General features: G+C 65.0%; 14 protein-coding genes. 11 read left to right on the top strand and 3 right to left on the bottom strand.

Annotated elements, in window-relative coordinates:
* Nucleotides 1-70: 70 nt before the first annotated feature.
* Nucleotides 71-457, bottom strand: coding sequence for a pilin (locus tag STRNI_RS15665; protein ID WP_277411429.1), 387 nt, complete (start codon nucleotides 455-457; stop codon nucleotides 71-73).
* A gap of 351 nt (nucleotides 458-808) precedes the next feature.
* The gene (locus STRNI_RS15660) at nucleotides 809-1,639 is read right to left on the bottom strand and encodes a hypothetical protein (protein WP_277411428.1); all 831 of its coding nucleotides are present in this window, start codon (nucleotides 1,637-1,639) and stop codon (nucleotides 809-811) included.
* Between the two features lie 466 nt (nucleotides 1,640-2,105).
* Between STRNI_RS15660 and STRNI_RS15655 the strand changes: the two genes are divergently transcribed.
* From STRNI_RS15655 to STRNI_RS15610, 10 genes are all read left to right on the top strand, one after another.
* Nucleotides 2,106-2,735, top strand: a complete 630-nt coding sequence (locus STRNI_RS15655; protein WP_277411427.1) for a hypothetical protein — start codon at nucleotides 2,106-2,108, stop codon at nucleotides 2,733-2,735.
* Nucleotides 2,736-2,781: 46 nt separating this feature from the next.
* Nucleotides 2,782-3,762, top strand: coding sequence for a TRM11 family SAM-dependent methyltransferase (locus STRNI_RS15650; protein WP_277411426.1), 981 nt, complete (start codon nucleotides 2,782-2,784; stop codon nucleotides 3,760-3,762).
* A 393-nt stretch (nucleotides 3,763-4,155) separates the two neighbouring features.
* The gene (locus STRNI_RS15645) at nucleotides 4,156-4,338 is read left to right on the top strand and encodes a helix-turn-helix domain-containing protein (protein ID WP_277411425.1); all 183 of its coding nucleotides are present in this window, start codon (nucleotides 4,156-4,158) and stop codon (nucleotides 4,336-4,338) included.
* A 40-nt stretch (nucleotides 4,339-4,378) separates the two neighbouring features.
* Nucleotides 4,379-5,560 carry a tyrosine-type recombinase/integrase gene (locus tag STRNI_RS15640; RefSeq protein WP_277411424.1) on the top strand — a complete coding sequence of 394 codons (1,182 nt, stop codon included), beginning with the start codon at nucleotides 4,379-4,381 and terminating at the stop codon, nucleotides 5,558-5,560.
* 314 nt (nucleotides 5,561-5,874) lie between these two features.
* Nucleotides 5,875-6,870, top strand: a complete 996-nt coding sequence (locus STRNI_RS15635) for a hypothetical protein (RefSeq protein WP_277411423.1) — start codon at nucleotides 5,875-5,877, stop codon at nucleotides 6,868-6,870.
* Between the two features lie 311 nt (nucleotides 6,871-7,181).
* Nucleotides 7,182-7,814, top strand: a complete 633-nt coding sequence (locus STRNI_RS15630; protein ID WP_277411422.1) for a hypothetical protein — start codon at nucleotides 7,182-7,184, stop codon at nucleotides 7,812-7,814.
* 65 nt (nucleotides 7,815-7,879) lie between these two features.
* A complete protein-coding gene (locus STRNI_RS15625) occupies nucleotides 7,880-9,961 on the top strand; it encodes a DNA phosphorothioation system restriction enzyme (RefSeq protein WP_277411421.1) in 2,082 nt (693 codons plus the stop codon).
* A gap of 49 nt (nucleotides 9,962-10,010) precedes the next feature.
* Nucleotides 10,011-10,196: a hypothetical protein gene (locus STRNI_RS15620; protein ID WP_277411420.1), complete on the top strand. Its 186-nt coding sequence runs from the start codon at nucleotides 10,011-10,013 to the stop codon at nucleotides 10,194-10,196.
* The gene (locus STRNI_RS15615; protein WP_277411419.1) at nucleotides 10,193-12,253 is read left to right on the top strand and encodes an AAA family ATPase; all 2,061 of its coding nucleotides are present in this window, start codon (nucleotides 10,193-10,195) and stop codon (nucleotides 12,251-12,253) included. The genes STRNI_RS15620 and STRNI_RS15615 overlap by 4 nt, the downstream gene beginning before the upstream one ends.
* Nucleotides 12,253-12,726, top strand: a complete 474-nt coding sequence (locus tag STRNI_RS15610) for a DNA phosphorothioation-associated protein 4 (protein ID WP_277411418.1) — start codon at nucleotides 12,253-12,255, stop codon at nucleotides 12,724-12,726. Before STRNI_RS15615 ends, STRNI_RS15610 begins: the two co-directional genes overlap by 1 nt.
* Before the next feature lie 62 nt (nucleotides 12,727-12,788).
* Here STRNI_RS15610 and STRNI_RS15605 read toward each other — a convergent pair whose 3' ends face one another.
* Complete coding sequence (locus STRNI_RS15605) at nucleotides 12,789-14,570, bottom strand: ATP-binding protein (RefSeq protein ID WP_277411417.1); 1,782 nt, start codon at nucleotides 14,568-14,570, stop codon at nucleotides 12,789-12,791.
* Nucleotides 14,571-14,804: 234 nt separating this feature from the next.
* Between STRNI_RS15605 and STRNI_RS15600 the strand changes: the two genes are divergently transcribed.
* Nucleotides 14,805-15,029 carry a hypothetical protein gene (locus tag STRNI_RS15600; protein ID WP_277411416.1) on the top strand — a complete coding sequence of 75 codons (225 nt, stop codon included), beginning with the start codon at nucleotides 14,805-14,807 and terminating at the stop codon, nucleotides 15,027-15,029.
* Nucleotides 15,030-15,164 lie beyond the last annotated feature (135 nt).

Below are 15,164 nucleotides of genomic sequence, written 5' to 3'. Positions count from 1 at the left end.
GACGGTGCGAATGGAACGAGGGTGGCCACGATGAGGAGTAGGGCGGTGCGTGCGAGGCGTTTGCCGGGGTTCACTTCCCGCCACCGCCATCGGTGCCCGCACCGACGATGCTCTGCAGCACGGTGACCAGGACCGGGGCCAGGATCGCCAGGCCGTAGCCGATGGCCGCGGCTTTCAAGGCCCGCTTGGCGGACTCGACTTCGCCCGGGTCACCCCCGGCCATCAGATAGCGCAGCCCGCCGAAGGTGAGAAACAGCGTGGCGAGCCCGGACAGCATGCCGACGACCCAGTTCCGCAGGTTCTTGATCACGGTCGGGATGTCCGCCACCGCCCACACCTCCGGCGGACTCACCAGCAGCACGCAACCGATGGACGCGGTGACGACGGCGAGCCGGACCGTCCAGCGGCCCAACAGCCGGATCAGCCGTCGGCGCGGCCGACGAAGTCTTGCGAGCATGACGGACGCACCTCCAGCAGGCCCAGCACGCGTGGGCAAAGGCGAACGCAACGGGAATAAGCGGCACGGCGACCTCATCGATAAAGCGCCGCGCGGTGTGGGGTGAACACGGATCCCGGCCCGGGGCCGACCTCCTTCAGGAGCGGCAGCGGGAACACGGTGCTCGGGTGTCAGCACGAGACGGTGCATCCACCCCACACGCCGGCGGCCTGGCAGCAGACCGAGCGGCTGCGCCGGGGCCACGACCCCGGGTGCATGGCGCGCACCCGGGGAGCCGCGTACCTCTAATAGAGACTCACAGCCCGGAAAATGACATCCGCCACTGAATGCCTCCGATCTTCGACGCCGCCTCTACTGCTCGCGCAGCTGGTGGCGCAGGTGGACGGCCAACTGCTGCTCGGCGGCAGCACGGCGGCGGTAGAGCTGACGCACACTCACCCCGCGCTCAGAGGCCAGATGCTGCATCGACTCGCCTCCCAGCCTCGTCCGGGCGATCAACTGCGCCTCGGCGATGCCTACGACCCGGGCCCGCACGGCGTGGACCAGCACCGCGTACTCGTCTCCCTCCTCACCCACCTTGGCTCCGGGAACGTTGACGTGGCAGAAGGCTCGATCCGTGCGATGGGCAGTGCCGGCGAGGCGGCCCAGGTGAGCAGCGTCCTGGCCGGTCTCGCGTTCGGTTCGCCGGCGCGCGGCGTACGCCAGCCGGTGCACGGCCCGGTCGGCCGCCGCGAACAACTCCCTGGCGGCGTCTGCGGCGTCCGCGTTCACGGAAGGCAGAGCGACGGCGACAGCGGCGAGAGCCTCCTGCTCGACTTCGGCGCGCTCCAGGTGGGGCGGGTAGGCCAGGCGGGCCAGCATCCGGCGCAAGACCGGCACCGTCATCGCGACGGCCACGGTGTCCCACGGCTCACCCAGGCGCTGGGCTCGGCGGATCACCTCAGACCAGGTCTGCTCGCGCAGTGCCGGGCAGGTCGCGGCGTGCGCGAGCCGGGTACGGACCTGGTCCACCGGCAGCACGTCCTGCTCAGGCTCCTCACAAACCAGATGCGCGGGCAGCATGAGCGGCTGCGGCGCAGTGGCAAGCGCGAGAAAGGACTCCTCCAACATCTGCAGCGGCGAGTGGTCGAGCGGACGCGTACAAGCGACGCGGTGGCTGGCGGGGCGGGAGGTGTGGCGCATGGTGCATCTCCTTGCTGGAGTGGCGGACAGCGTTCGTCGCAACCCCTGTCATCGCCCCGTGCCACCCACGGACCGGTTGCGAGCCAGCCCCGTACACCGAGCGCGCCACTGGCCCGGTGTGTGCGAGGCCCGGCCGCTGGTCCGCCTCAGATGACCAGCACTGCTCCCGTAGGAGTACCGCCACAATCGAACACAAAGAAATTTCGACCCGTCCTCGCTGAACGCACGGCCCTGTTCACCGCCGGCTCGGCAGTGGCTCGCAGATGGCTCGCCACTGGACCGCTCCCCGCTCGACCTGCGCAAAGCCGCAAATCGCTCACCTGCGATACCCCTCACCGGCGAGAGGCGTGATGCTCGCCTCCTTCTTCGAACACCCTTCGCCGCGACGGCACAAACGCCCACCCGCCTCCCTATTACTTCACGTCAGCACAGACGGGCTCGGACCCCTCCCGGGCGCCACTCGCCCATGTCCTCCACCCGCCGCCACGCCTCAGGCACCGTTCGCCGGCCCTCTCCTCGTCCGCTGCCCACCACCCTCTGGCTCCCTGCCCCCGACCAGCCCGACGCGCTCCCCGCCCCCGGCGCCGTGCTCCCCGACTGGGCGATCAAGCGGATCCGCACCGTCTTTACCACCCGGGCCGACCACTCGCCCGAGCCCCTCCTCAAACTCTCCGTTCAGGACACCGGACCAGGCATGGACGCCCGCACCCCCGCCCTCACCTACGCCGACGGCATGCCCCGCACGCTGTCCCTGTTGCTCGCCGAACTTCACCCCAACGCCCTCCCGGCTCCCACCGACAACCCGATGGGCGGGGCCAGCGAGGTGCCCGGAGCCATGGAAAACGGCTGGCCCGGCTTCCTCCACCGGGCCCACCGCCTCCTGCCCGCCGACGGACTCCTGCTCCTGGCCACCCGCCAACGCCGGGACGACGGAATCCTCACCGATCCGCTCGGCTCTCTCATCGCCTGCGCCCGCACCGCCGGGTTCCGCTACCTCCAGCACATCGTCGTCGCCCACGCCCACCCCGCCGACGACCGTCTCGTCCCCACACCCCCCCCGCCGACGCCAGCCCCGGTGTCATCCACAGCGACCTGATCGCCCTCACCGCAATCCACCACACGTGAACCCGAGGAGCCCACTGGTGACGCTTCCCCTCTCGGTGTGGAACACCGCCCCCACCTCAGCTCCTGCACAGCGCAAGGGCCGCTACGTTCCCGGCTCGGCCGCCCACCCGGCCAAAATGCTCCCGGCTATCGCCGCCCACGCCATCAAGACCTACACACACCCCGGCGACCTTGTCCTCGACCCGATGTGCGGCATCGGCACCACCCTCGTCGAAGCCCTCCACCTCGGCCGCAACGCCCTCGGCATCGAATACGAACCGAAGTGGGCAACCCTCGCCTCACTCAACGCACGCTCCGCCGCACAAGAAGACGGCACCGGCACCGGCACCGTCCGCTGCGGCGACGCCCGCCACCTCACCGGCCTCGCCCCCACCCATACCCGTGGCGAGGTGGCACTCGTGGTCACCTCACCCCCCTACGGGCCCAGCGTCCACGGCCAGGTCCGCTCCACCCGGGACACCGGCGAACGCGGCGTCGTCAAGAAGCACTTCCGCTACGGCCACGACCGCGCCAACCTCGCCCACGTCTCCACCACCCACCTCCTGGAGGCGTTCACCGAGATCCTCACCCAGTGCCGCACCATGCTGCGCCCCGGCGGCACCGCGGTGGTCACCACCCGCCCCTGGCGCGAACGCGGCGAACTCATCGATCTGCCCTCCGCCGTCCTCGCCGCCGGCAAAGCCGCCGGCCTCACACCCGCCGAACGCTGCGTCGCCCTCCTTACGGGCATCCGCGAGAGCCAGCTCGTTTCCCGCCAGTCGTTCTTCCAGATGAAAAACGTCCGCGACGCCCGCCGCCAGGGCATCCCCCTCTCAGTGATCCAGCACGAGGACGTCCTGATCTTCACCCGGCCGAGACAACACGACACACACACCACGACGACGCAGCACTGCCGCGCCACAACCGTGTCCGCGGCCAGAACTAACCACACCTCGACCTCCACAGCAGCCCTCCGATCCCGAACCTGCACCCCGAGGGACGGCCATGGCGGTCGCTGATCGTCCACTTGGCAGCCCGTTCCCCGGGGCCAGCGGCCTGGGCCTCAGTGCCCAGGCCGCTGGCCCCGTCACCTGGCATGTGGAAACCACCCCGCACGCTTCTACGGACCGTCCCCTCACCCGCCACCGGCCCCCCTGCGATCTCATTGCGGCACTCAACTCGGGTCGGTTCAGAAGGCCCGCAACCTCCTCTCCCCCTGCGTCGGAACCCACCCCTTCGCCACAGGCAAAGACACACGACCGCGGGCTTGACGACGCCCCCGATACCGAGCGTCCATGGTCCACGCCCGGCACGGCAGCCGGGCCGGCACGGCCGGCACCTCGTCATGCGTCGCCGCCCGGAGAACCGAGAACGCGGGACGAACCCCGGGTCTCGTATGAGGCGGTGCGCACATGACGCGAGGCGGAAGCAACCGGCTGCTGACCGTGAAAGAGGTCGCGGCGTGGCTCAGGGTCAGCGAGGCCACCGTCAGGAACAAGTACCGCGCCTGGGGCATCAGACCCCAGAAGGTGGGACGCCTCCTGCGGTTCCGCGAGCGCGACATCGCCAACTACTTGGAGAAGCACTACGGGTGAGGCCGGGTGCCCGAAGCGAGCGAGCAAGGAGTCAGGCTCGGTGGCCACCGTTTATCAGAGGTGCAAGAGCGACAAACGCAACGTTAACTACCCCTGCGAGCAGTCCCGATGCGGACACGCGTGGACGGTCCGCTATCGCGAACCGGGCGGCGCCGAGCGGCAGCCCAGCTTCGAGAAGAAGACTCAAGCAGAAGCCTTCGCCGCGAAGCTGCAGCACGACAGGTACGAGGGCCTCTACCTCGACCCCAAACGCGGAGAGATCACCCTGCGCACCTACGCCGCGGAGTGGCTTGAGCGCCAGGTCATCAGCGACTCCACCTACCGCAACTACGAGAGCTTCCTGCGGATCCATCTACTCCCTCGCCTGGGTGGCAAGACGATCGCGGGTGTGGGGCGAAAGGATGTCGAGGCTTTCGTCGCGGCGCTGGGGAAGAAGCTCGCCGCGAGTACCGTGTGCGACCGCATGAAGATGGTCACCAGCCTCTTCCAAACCGCGATCAAGGAGAAGAGAAGGGCGGACGACCCGACTCAGGACATCAAACTGCCCCGCAGCGCAACGCACGCGGTCGACGAGGACGAGATCCCTACCCTGTACGAGGTTGATCTCATGGCCAAGCAAATTTCCCCCCAGTACCGCCTGACCGTATACCTGCAGGCCGGGGCCGGCCTGCGCATCAGCGAGACCCTGGCTTTCACCACTGACTGTGTCCGCGCCGACTTCCTGCGCGTGCGCCGACAGGTCAGCTCGAAGGCGCACCGCGACGACTGCAAGACCCGCTTCAAACCGCTCAAGCACCGAGCCGAGGGTGAGTACCGGGATGTTCCCCTGCCCGCGTTCCTAGCCGAGGAGATCGACACTCACCTGCGGGAGTGGGAGACGGTAACGACGGCGGGTATGGAGGTCCTGTTCGCGCCGCGCGACCGGGGCAAGGGCGTCATGCCCACGGCGAACACGTACGCCTACCACTTCAGGAAGGCACTCAAGGCCGCGGGCCTCGTCGAACCGGACGGGAGCCCGAAGTACACCCCGCACGGTCTGCGCCACTTCTTCGCCTCCACTGCGCTCGCCCACGGCATCCCGATCCATGAGGTCTCCCGCTGGCTGGGCCACAAATCGATCAAGACCACCGTCGACGTCTACGGCCACCTCATCCCCGCCTCCTGGGACCGCTGCCGGACCGTGATGCAGACCGCACTACGCCCCGGATCGCCCATGGCCTAATCGGGCACGAACGGACTCGATGAGATGCCGCCCGACCGGCGGCGAGCACGTTTGTGGTGAGCGACGGAAGCTGAGACGCAGAACCTGACACATGAGGCTCTCAGAGGAGGAAAAACCTGCGGACAGACCGGTGTTGTCAGTCATGGCGGCTAGGTTTGTCTCAATCGAGTTCTACAGCACTGAGCGTGTGAGTGCAGGGGGAGGGTATGACCTCAAGCGGAGTCCGGTATCTACCAGACGATCCGGCCGAGACCCCGGTACAGGAGGCTGCCCCGGTAGCTGCCCTCAAGTCGGTCGCCGTTGAGCCTCAGTCGATGGCTGAGGGGGCCGCCGCGCCCGGTACTGTCCAGAACCAGGCGCATCTTCCGGAAGCTGCCCATGCTGCCAAACCTGAAGCAGGGCAGAACTTTACTTTCGACGGTGTTAAGGCAGTCAACGTGCCATCAGCCGAACTGAGGGAAGGTACCTCTGTCTTCACCGCCGGAGCTGACGCCCAGCACAAGGGCGCCAGCGAAGGCGAATCCGAGATCCTCTTCTTCGCTTCGTCGAGCAGTCCTGCCAGCTCCTGGAATGCTCTCGTCCCCGTCCGGCTGAAGCAGCTGGTCGATCATGCCTACGGTATTTCCGGCACAGCCGCCCCCCTGAGCGCGTGCCAGGTCACGGCGGCCCTCGCGCCGAGAGTCCAACGACCTGTACTGCGTCAGTGGGAGGAGAATGATCAGCCCCTCGCCTCCGCCGGCTGGGGCACCTGGCCCACTGATGTTCTTCGCCCGGGCACCGGCACGCCGCTCGACCGCGACACCGTGCTCCCTTTCGTAGCTAAGTGCCGCAACGACGATGCCCTCGATGCTATCGAGTCCCTACTCCGCAAAGTCGACCGTCCCTTGGCCCTCGATGAGCTGAAATCCCGAACCCGTATCTCAATTGGCTCGAACTACCTTCGGCAACGGATCAACGCCGACCCGCGCTTCAGTCGCAGCCAGAAGGACGAGTGGGCCCTGGCCGAGTGGGGGCTGCCCGTATACAAGCCGCTCAAGGAACTGGTGTCAGATATGCTCGATGAGCACGGCGGTGCCGTCGATGCGGACCAGGTGGTGCGTGTTCTCCGTCGTGACTTCGCGATCAAAGAGACCAGCCTTCGCCAGGTCATGTCCTCCTCGCCGTTCGCCGCCCGCGGCGGCGTAGTCCGCCGTCTCACGGACGGGGGCGTCCCTGGGCCCACCGCGCCACCCACGCGCGTGACTGACGAACATCCCAAGGGCGACATACCTGGCGTAGATGCCCTGATGGACAAGATGGGGCTGACCTGACCTTGGGCCAAGAGCTACCAAGGACCAGTGTCACTATGAACGAAGGGCGAGAGCGCCTCCCGGTCGGTGAGAATGGGAAACGCGACAGTGTTGGTGGGCCCCTGGAACACCGACGAGGAGGCATGACCACCGAGGGCTTGTGCGACGCATCCCATGATGCAACTGGTTCGCACGGTCCCAGCGTGGAAGCGGACCTCGTGACTGTGCAGTTGCGCCGGCTCGCGGCCCTCACCTGCAGTACGCCTCGGGATGAGTGGACTACTCCCACTCTCGGCGTCCTCCTAGCGGGAGCTGACGCGTGGCCAGGGGAGATGGGCCAGCTCGCCCGGGCTCTCCGCGACGCTGTCCCGTGCACGGACAGCACATGGCATCTGCCGTCGCAGGAGGCCGCCAAGCAGTGGCCTGATGCCGCCGCCCCGGCAGGGAGTGGCTGGGCGAAGGGCGGCACAGGGGTCACGGAGCAGCGGACTGCGAGCACGCGCGACCCGCTGAGCACCGTCGAGGCAGTGCTTCGCTCAGAGGGCGGTCCACTCAGCGCAGAGAGGCTGCTCAAGGCGACCGAGGTGCAGCTCGATAAGCGTGCCCTGCAAAAACTGCTCTCCCTCGACGATCGTTTCACCCGGGCCAGTCGGCGTACGTGGGCCCTTGCTGAATGGGGGCACGATGTCTTCAAGTCACCTAGTGACCTGATAGGGGAACTGGTGGATGCGCATGGCGGCCGGGCGCCGGTCGTCGAGGTCGTCCGCGTGCTCACCGACGACTATGGCTATCAGGAAAACAGCGCCAAAAACTTCATATCCCAACCGCCCTTCACCTCTCGAAACGGTTTCGTACGTCGACGCGGCGTTCTGAGCTCCCGGAAGGAAACCTCTGCCCTGCCTCCCATTGCCGCTGACCACGTACCGTCTGTGGATGACCTCATCGATTCGATTGGACTGGACTGATGACCGCCGCTTGCCCTTTGCGGCACAGGGGCCTCGCGTCCGACTACCGCAGCGACCGAGGCAACATGGTCGAGGACTTCTACCTCCCAGCCCTCGCTTCGTCCGTGAGATACGACCGGGCCGTCGGCTACTTCACCGCCTCTGTGCTGGCCGTCCTAGGGCAAGGTGTCGACGAGTTTGCGGCGCGCGGCGGCACGATGCGGATCGTCGCGTCGCCGTATCTCGATCAGGAGGACATCGACGACATTGAAGCCGGCTACGAGGTGCGCGCGGTAATGGAGCGTGCTGCCCTGCGCGATTTGAAGCAGGCAACGGAGGACCCGCGCGCGGCACGCGGCCTGGGCAAGCTCGGGCAATTGGTTGCCGAGGGCAGGATCGACTTCAAGCTGGCGTTCGTCGAGCAGCCCGGCCGGGTCGGAATGTACCACGAGAAGATCGGCATTTTCCGCGACGGGCGTGATGTCGTCGCGTTCAAGGGGAGCGCGAACGAGACTCGCTCGGGACTCGTTGGCAATTTCGAGGCGATCGAAGTCTTTCGCAGCTGGGATCCGCGCGACGCTGAACGTGCTGCGCGCATCAGCGAGGATTTTGACGACTTGTGGAACGACCGCACACACGCGCTGCGCGTCGTCCCGTTCACCGAAGCTGCAAAGAAGGTAGTCGAGCGTATCGCACAGACGACGGCTGGCCGGAACGATCTGGATGAGCTGCCGATCGGCGGCGCCCCTATCACCGCCGCAGCGCAGGCGCTGACCGGCATGCTCGCCATCCCACAGAGCCTGGCCGTGCGTGACTACCAGAAGCAGGCGGTACAGAACTGGTTCCGCAACCAGGGCCACGGCATCCTGCGCATGGCCACCGGCACCGGGAAGACACTGACCGCGCTGTCGGCCGCTGCGCAGCTCAGCTCCTTCCTCCGCAAGAAGGACGACTCCTCGCTGCTCACGGTCGTCGTCGCTCCGTACCAGCACCTCGTTGACCAGTGGGCGAAAGACATCGAGTGGTTCGGCATCACGCCGATCCGAGCGTACGAGTCGACCAGCAGCTGGTCCTCGCGCGCATATGAGCTGGTTCAGGCGCTCACTCTCGGCGCTGCCCGCGGCGCCGTCATCGTGACCACAAATGCCACGTTCGGCGGCGAGCCCTTCCAGAACCTCCTCAACGCCTACACGGGGCCGCTCCTGCTCATCGCCGACGAGGCGCACAACCTCGGTGCCCGCCACCTGCGCACCCAACTGCCGGACAAGGCCCAGTACCGACTCGGGCTGTCCGCCACCCCAGAGCGCTGGTTCGACGACGCAGGCACGGATGCGCTCAAAGATTATTTCGGTGACATCGTCTTCGAGATGGGCATTGGCGAGGCCATCCGCCGCCGTGCCCTGTGCCGCTATACGTACACACCAGTCCTGGTCGAGCTGGACGACGAGGAGGCGGAGCTGTACGCCGAGGTCAGCGGTAAAATTGCGCGATTGATCGCGGCCGGCACGGACCTCAACGAGTTTGCCGACACAGACAGCCCGCTCGGCAAACTGTTAAAGAAGAGAGCTGACATTGTCGGTCATGCTCGCGGAAAACTGGCGGCCCTGCACCAGGAGATCAAGAAACGATGTAAGGGAAGCCACCAGCTGATCTACTGCGCGGAGGGCAAACACCCCCTCCTCTTCCAGCAGGGCATTGACGGACCGCGCCAGGTCGATCAGGTGATGAGCATCGTTGGCAACCACCTGCACATGACCGCGGCGCGCTACACATCCCAGACGAAGAGGGCCGAACGCCAGGACATCCTGCGCCGCTTCGAGCGCGACGAACTGCAGACCATCGTCTCCATGCGCTGCCTGGACGAAGGCGTCGACGTCCCCGCCTCGCGCACCGCGTACCTGCTGGCGAGTTCCTCCAATCCCCGCCAGTTTATTCAGCGTCGCGGACGCGTGCTGCGCAAAGCCCCCGGCAAGGATCGCGCCGACATCGTCGATTTCGTTGTCGTCCCTCCTCAGGGCGGTGAGGCGATCCAACATGAGACCGAGCGCAGTCTTCTGCGCCGTGAGCTCGCTCGCGTCGCGGAGTTCGCCCATCTCGCCGACAACGAAGCGGTCACACTCGACACTTTGCGTCCGGTCCGTGAGCGCTACGGCCTTTTCGACACCTGACTGCCTCCATGCTTATCCAGCCCCTCCGCATCGACATAGGAGCACACCCGTGAGTGACGAAGCCGTCGACCAGCCCCCGACAAGGACGGTGCGCGACGTGCTGAGCGAGCTGTCGCCCGCTGCCCGAGCCCTTGTTCAGAAGGTCATTGACCTGGAGAACGAGAACATCCACATCCGGAACTCGACGAAGGTTGTCCCGGGCATCGTGGACGCCGCAAGGGGGCTCATCAAGTGAAGCTGCTCAAGCTCACCCTGAAGAACTTTCGCGCTTTCTACGGCGAGCAGGCCCTTGATCTCTCTGTCGATGCAGACAAGCCCGCCGTGCTCATCTTCGGGAACAATGGCGCGGGTAAGACCACCCTGCTCAATGCCTTCGCCTGGGCGCTGTACGGCACCTTCTCGGTCGATGTCGAGCAGCAGCAGCGTGTCATCCACGACAAGAAATGGGCCGACACGCCGTTCGGCGAGCCGGTCTCCGCATCAGTACGCCTCGACTTTGAACACGAGGGGACTCGCTTTTCCGCCTCGCGCGATGTCACCCTAACCAAGCAGTCGGACGACCAGCAGGCTGTGGTTCCCGCTCTCACCGTTACCGAGATAGGCCCGGACGGAGAGGCACGAACGGTCGCCAACGGACAGGACCGGATCGAGAAAATCCTTCCCCAAGGACTTCGCCGGTTCTTCTTTTTCAATGGCGAGCGCATGGAGAAAATGTTCTCGGGAGATGAGAACAACGAAGAGGTGAAGAAGGCGATCAAGACCCTCCTTAATCTGGAGGCCATTGAGCGTGCCATTCAGGACCTTCCCAAGGCCGCCCGCAAGCTCGCCCGCGAGATTGATGCCAAGGGTGACAGCCGTCTGAAGCAGCTCACAGACCGTATGGAGGAGTTGGAGACGCGGCAGCGAGCCGAAGTGGAAGAGATGCTGCGCCTCTCTGCAGGCATCGTCTCCTTCCGGCGTGAGATCGAGGCCATCGGTCGAGCCCTGCGCCAGAATGAGCAGGCGGAGCCACTGCAAAAGCAGCGCGAGCGCCTGACTCGCCGCATCGGTCAGGAAAGGGAGAAGCTCGCGGATCTCAAGGGCCGCAAGCGCGAGCTGCTGTCCAAGCATGGATTCCTGGCCTTTACCGCCGGACTCGATGACAAGGTGATCGAGCTTGCCGATCGGATGCGGGAGCGGCGCCAACTCCCGGCTGGCATTCAGCGCAGCTTCATTGAGGAGCTCTTGGAGGACCGCTTGTGCATGTGCGGTCGTCCGGTCGCGGAGGGTACCCCCGAGTACGAGGAGCTCAGTCGACGCCGGTATAACGCCGGCCTCGCGGATGTCGAGTCCCGCTGGCTTTTCGTCAACGGCCAGATGCACAATTTGCGCGACAAACGACAGGAGCTACTGGACCAGCTGACTTCCAACGCCGCGGACATCCAGCAGTCGGACGCAGCCATCAGCCAGCTGGAGGCTGAGCGCACCGAGGTCGACCGGCAGCTGGAAGGTGTGAACGTCCAGGATGTGAAGCGCCTGGTCGACCGCCGTAAGGAGTTTGGAGAGAAGGAGACCGAGGCCCGAGTGGCGCACCGGGAGGCCGAGAACCGGATTGCTGCGATCAAGCAGGACTTGGAGGTCGTAGCTCGCCAGTACAAGTCAGCGGAGGCGAAGGACGAGGAGTCCCGCAAGATCCAGAGTCAGGTGAACTTGGTCAACGAGGTCCGTGACGCTCTTGTCGAGATTCTGGCAATCAAGACGGAAGAGGTCCGGGACCAGCTGGACAAGAAGGTCAAGGAAGTCTTCTCCCGCATCTTCATCAAGACCTACACACCTGAGCTGAACGACTCCTTCGAGCTTGAACTGCATTCGCCAAGCGGGGTTGCGATCCGCTCCACTGGCGAGAACCAGATCCTCGGCCTCAGCTTCGTCGGGGCCGTCTCCGAGGTCGCCAAGAACATCAACGACCGAAAGAACCGCGCTGACGAAAGTACGCTCGAAGGCAATGGTGGCGGCATTTACCCCGTCGTCATGGACGCCCCCTTCGGCAGCCTCGACCTCACCTACCAGGAAGAGATCTCAAAGGCTCTGCCTGCTCTGACGCCTCAGATCATAACGTTGCTGTCGCAGTCACAGGCGCGCGGCAAGGTCATGGAGAACCTTCAGCGCGCCGCCAGCCGCATGTATGTGCTGCGCTCCTTCACTCCGAACAAGTCGGCCGAGGAAGAGACTATTGAGATCAACAACCGTGCCGTGCCGTATGTCTCCCATGGCGACTTCGAGCACACCGTCCTCGAGAAGGTGACCGTCTGATGGCCGCTGTGGACCGCTTCCGCCGCCCCAGCACCCACGAGAAGCTTCTCGTCGAGCTCACTGAGAAGAAGACCGGCCCGTTCGGAACCCTGGTAGAGGCGATGATGTTCGCCGCTGTGCTCGGACGCCGCAAGGGCCGCCGCGAGCCCTTCGAGCAGCACGACGAACCGATCCGCCTGGCCCTCATGGAAGGCCGACTCTACGGCGATGTCCTGCTCGACATGCTCGCGGCCGTTGAGGAAGAGAACGACCCCAAGATTCTTGCCGACGACCGGCTACCTGACCGCATCCTCATCTTCGAGGAGTACGCCAATGGCGGCCTCGGCTACCTTCAGGCCGAAATCAACCGCCAGCCCAACGAGGACCTCGATGCGATCGTCGCTGCCCTCATTATCGAGGCCCTCCAAGCGCCGCAGGAGACCGGAGAGGACGACATCGGTCACCTGTTGACGAGTGCTTCTCTGAACTGGTGACGGTAAGGAAAGGGGTGGTGCCGGCCGAGGACTTTCCTGCGCCACCCCTGCCTGTTGTGCGTCTACTTCTCATCCTTGCCTGTGCTCATCAGCGTGTGGAGGAACATGCCCCAGTAGCCGCGGAGCTGCCCATAGCGCGCGTCTGAGCTGGGGTCCATAGCCTCGGCCCTTGCGTACGCCAGGAGCATCAGACTGAGGGCGTCCAGCACCCGGTGGGCTCTCCGACGGATCTCCTCGGCGCCAAGGGTGCCCGGCTTCGCGTCGACCAGTTCGGTGAGCGGGACCCACGTGTCCTGGTAGAAGCGGTGCCGCGCGTTCAGCCGGACGATCTGCTGGCCGGCCAGATGCGTGATGTCGATGAACTCCTGGCCAGGCACGTCGACCGTTTTGAGGATGAAAGGCCGGTTGCGCTCCCGCGCGATGAACTCGGCCTTCTCCTCCGCCTGTGCTGCGGGCCCCAGGACGTCCCTGGCCAGGTCCTCGAATGCCTGGACCGGGTCCGTGACCACACGCGGCGCGACCGGTAGCGCGGGCAACTCACTGGCCTTCCGGGACGCGACATCGCTGACGTCGCGGTGCTCACCAAGGTGCTTCCGGCCATCCCGGTCGGCTTCCTGCCACCGTTCCGCGAGAATCTTTCTTGCCGTCTTGAGAGGCTTCTTGAGCTCTTTGCGAAGTTGATCCCGAAGCTCGGCGTGTGGCTCCGCCCCACGCTTTACGTGGCGCACGCCGAAATAGGCGTCCAGCTCCGGGCCGAAGGCCACCTCGATGCCGATGAACCGGTCAGGCTCCGCAACACGGCGACCGAAGATGCGGGGCACGTTGGTGTAACTGATCTCCCGCCGTCGCCGAACGAAGCTGATGCGCCCCTCGTTGTCTGGGATGCGCATCCTCCGTGCGACGTCGTCGCCGCCCATCTGTCGGCTGCGGGTAGCGGCCGGCGGGTACAGGGTTACCCGCAGCTGCGCCGTGTGCGTGCCCACCGGGAGCGGCTCGTCTGCGATCAGCACGGCATCACGGTTCTCCTCGGTGAAGGCGCTACCCATGTCCTGGCTACTCTCGGACTTGGAGTACCCATCCAGGACCGACTCTGCCCACGTACCGGACAGGAGGAAGAGTGGGTCGTGCGCCAGCAGCTGTTCACCGTTGACTTCGATGCGCTGACCATCATCGATGAAGTAGCGGAAGGTACGGGACAGCTCCTTCTTGACCTCGCCGACCAAAGACTTGAAGTCTTCGGAGTGGCGTCCGTCCTCCAGGCGGTCGATCTTGGACCACACCACGAGGGTCCCGGCGTCGTCCGGTAGGAGGTCGCGCAAGTCATCGGGGACGGGCTTGCTGGTCGGAGGATCAATGCCTGCGGATTGGCCGTTGGCCAGTTCCTCCTCTGCCAGCGCATCGTCGAGGTCGAACCATACGTGTCTCCAGTCCGAGGCGCTGCTGGTGCGGGACCAGACGTCGATACGCCTTCCGTAGTTCAGCGCGGAGAGCTTGGCTCCGACTCCGTATTTGCCGATGGTGTCGGTGCGCATGTAGCGGCTGGAGTGGCCGACCTGGGGGTAGCGGTGCAGCGCACCGTCATCCATGCCGCTGCCATCGTCTGCGAAACTGATGCGCCAGACACGGTTCTTACCATGCCTACCCTCAGCTGGCTCCTCGTCCATGCGAACGAGGATGTTCCGAGCTGTAGCTTCAAGAGAGTTGTCGACCACTTCGCTGATCGCTGCGGACAGGCTGTAGCCAGAGTCCCGAAACGAGGCAAGCGCCTGGCCGGCCAAAAATAAGGGAAGACGCTGGGGAGACACTTTTCCTCCGCTTTTCTTTTTCGTGATGAACCACTGCATGCCGCAGGAAAGAACAAGCTCCGCGTAATGGAACGGATGGGCAAGAAGCAGGGATCCAAATGGGTCTGGTTGGTCGGATGGAAGGCGGGAGGAAGGCTTCGGCGAGCAGACGTACGCATTTCGGTAGAGCGGATCTCACGCAGAAATGAGAGTTGCCCGTCCTGACGTCTTTTTCCGTGAAGTCTCAGATGCTCCACCAGGACATTTCAACCGAGGGGTAGCTTCAGTCACCGAATGCTGATCTTCGCGCCTTATCTGGCAATTTTGAGAATGGGGCGAAAATTCCGTCAGTCCCATGGCGAGATCTGCCACTTTGACGGTGGTGCTCGTCGATTGCTGCTGCGGACGAGGAGAATCGTTGCCCGTGAATCAAGCAGATGTCAAGCTGAACTCTTCATGAAAAGTGGAATGTTGCATTCAGCGATCAACGTCTTTCTTTCATTTATTTATTCGCCTTGATTCGAACAGGCATGCCGTCGTTGCTGCGCCCTTGAGGAAGTTGGGTATCCCCAAGCAACTAGGCAGACCCAAGTAAGGGGCGCGCCGCACTGTGGTAATCTCGCATCCGGTCCTTGTGCGGCAAGGTTGTCGCCT

The sequence above is a fragment of the Streptomyces nigrescens genome, assembly GCF_027626975.1.
Lineage (GTDB): Bacteria > Actinomycetota > Actinomycetes > Streptomycetales > Streptomycetaceae > Streptomyces > Streptomyces nigrescens.
This window is presented reverse-complemented; position numbering and strand designations above follow the sequence as displayed.

What these genes read in the sequence shown, in the direction of transcription:
- STRNI_RS15605 (WP_277411417.1), bottom strand. Translation starts at nt 14,570, where the DNA reads ATGCAGTGGTTCATCACGAAAAAGAAAAGCGGAGGAAAAGTGTCTCCC.
- STRNI_RS15630 (WP_277411422.1), top strand. Translation starts at nt 7,182, where the DNA reads ATGGGCCAGCTCGCCCGGGCTCTCCGCGACGCTGTCCCGTGCACGGAC.
- STRNI_RS15665 (WP_277411429.1), bottom strand. Translation starts at nt 457, where the DNA reads ATGCTCGCAAGACTTCGTCGGCCGCGCCGACGGCTGATCCGGCTGTTG.
- STRNI_RS15660 (WP_277411428.1), bottom strand. Translation starts at nt 1,639, where the DNA reads ATGCGCCACACCTCCCGCCCCGCCAGCCACCGCGTCGCTTGTACGCGT.
- STRNI_RS15610 (WP_277411418.1), top strand. Translation starts at nt 12,253, where the DNA reads ATGGCCGCTGTGGACCGCTTCCGCCGCCCCAGCACCCACGAGAAGCTT.
- STRNI_RS15625 (WP_277411421.1), top strand. Translation starts at nt 7,880, where the DNA reads ATGGTCGAGGACTTCTACCTCCCAGCCCTCGCTTCGTCCGTGAGATAC.
- STRNI_RS15655 (WP_277411427.1), top strand. Translation starts at nt 2,106, where the DNA reads ATGTCCTCCACCCGCCGCCACGCCTCAGGCACCGTTCGCCGGCCCTCT.
- STRNI_RS15645 (WP_277411425.1), top strand. Translation starts at nt 4,156, where the DNA reads ATGACGCGAGGCGGAAGCAACCGGCTGCTGACCGTGAAAGAGGTCGCG.
- STRNI_RS15600 (WP_277411416.1), top strand. Translation starts at nt 14,805, where the DNA reads ATGCTGATCTTCGCGCCTTATCTGGCAATTTTGAGAATGGGGCGAAAA.
- STRNI_RS15635 (WP_277411423.1), top strand. Translation starts at nt 5,875, where the DNA reads ATGGCTGAGGGGGCCGCCGCGCCCGGTACTGTCCAGAACCAGGCGCAT.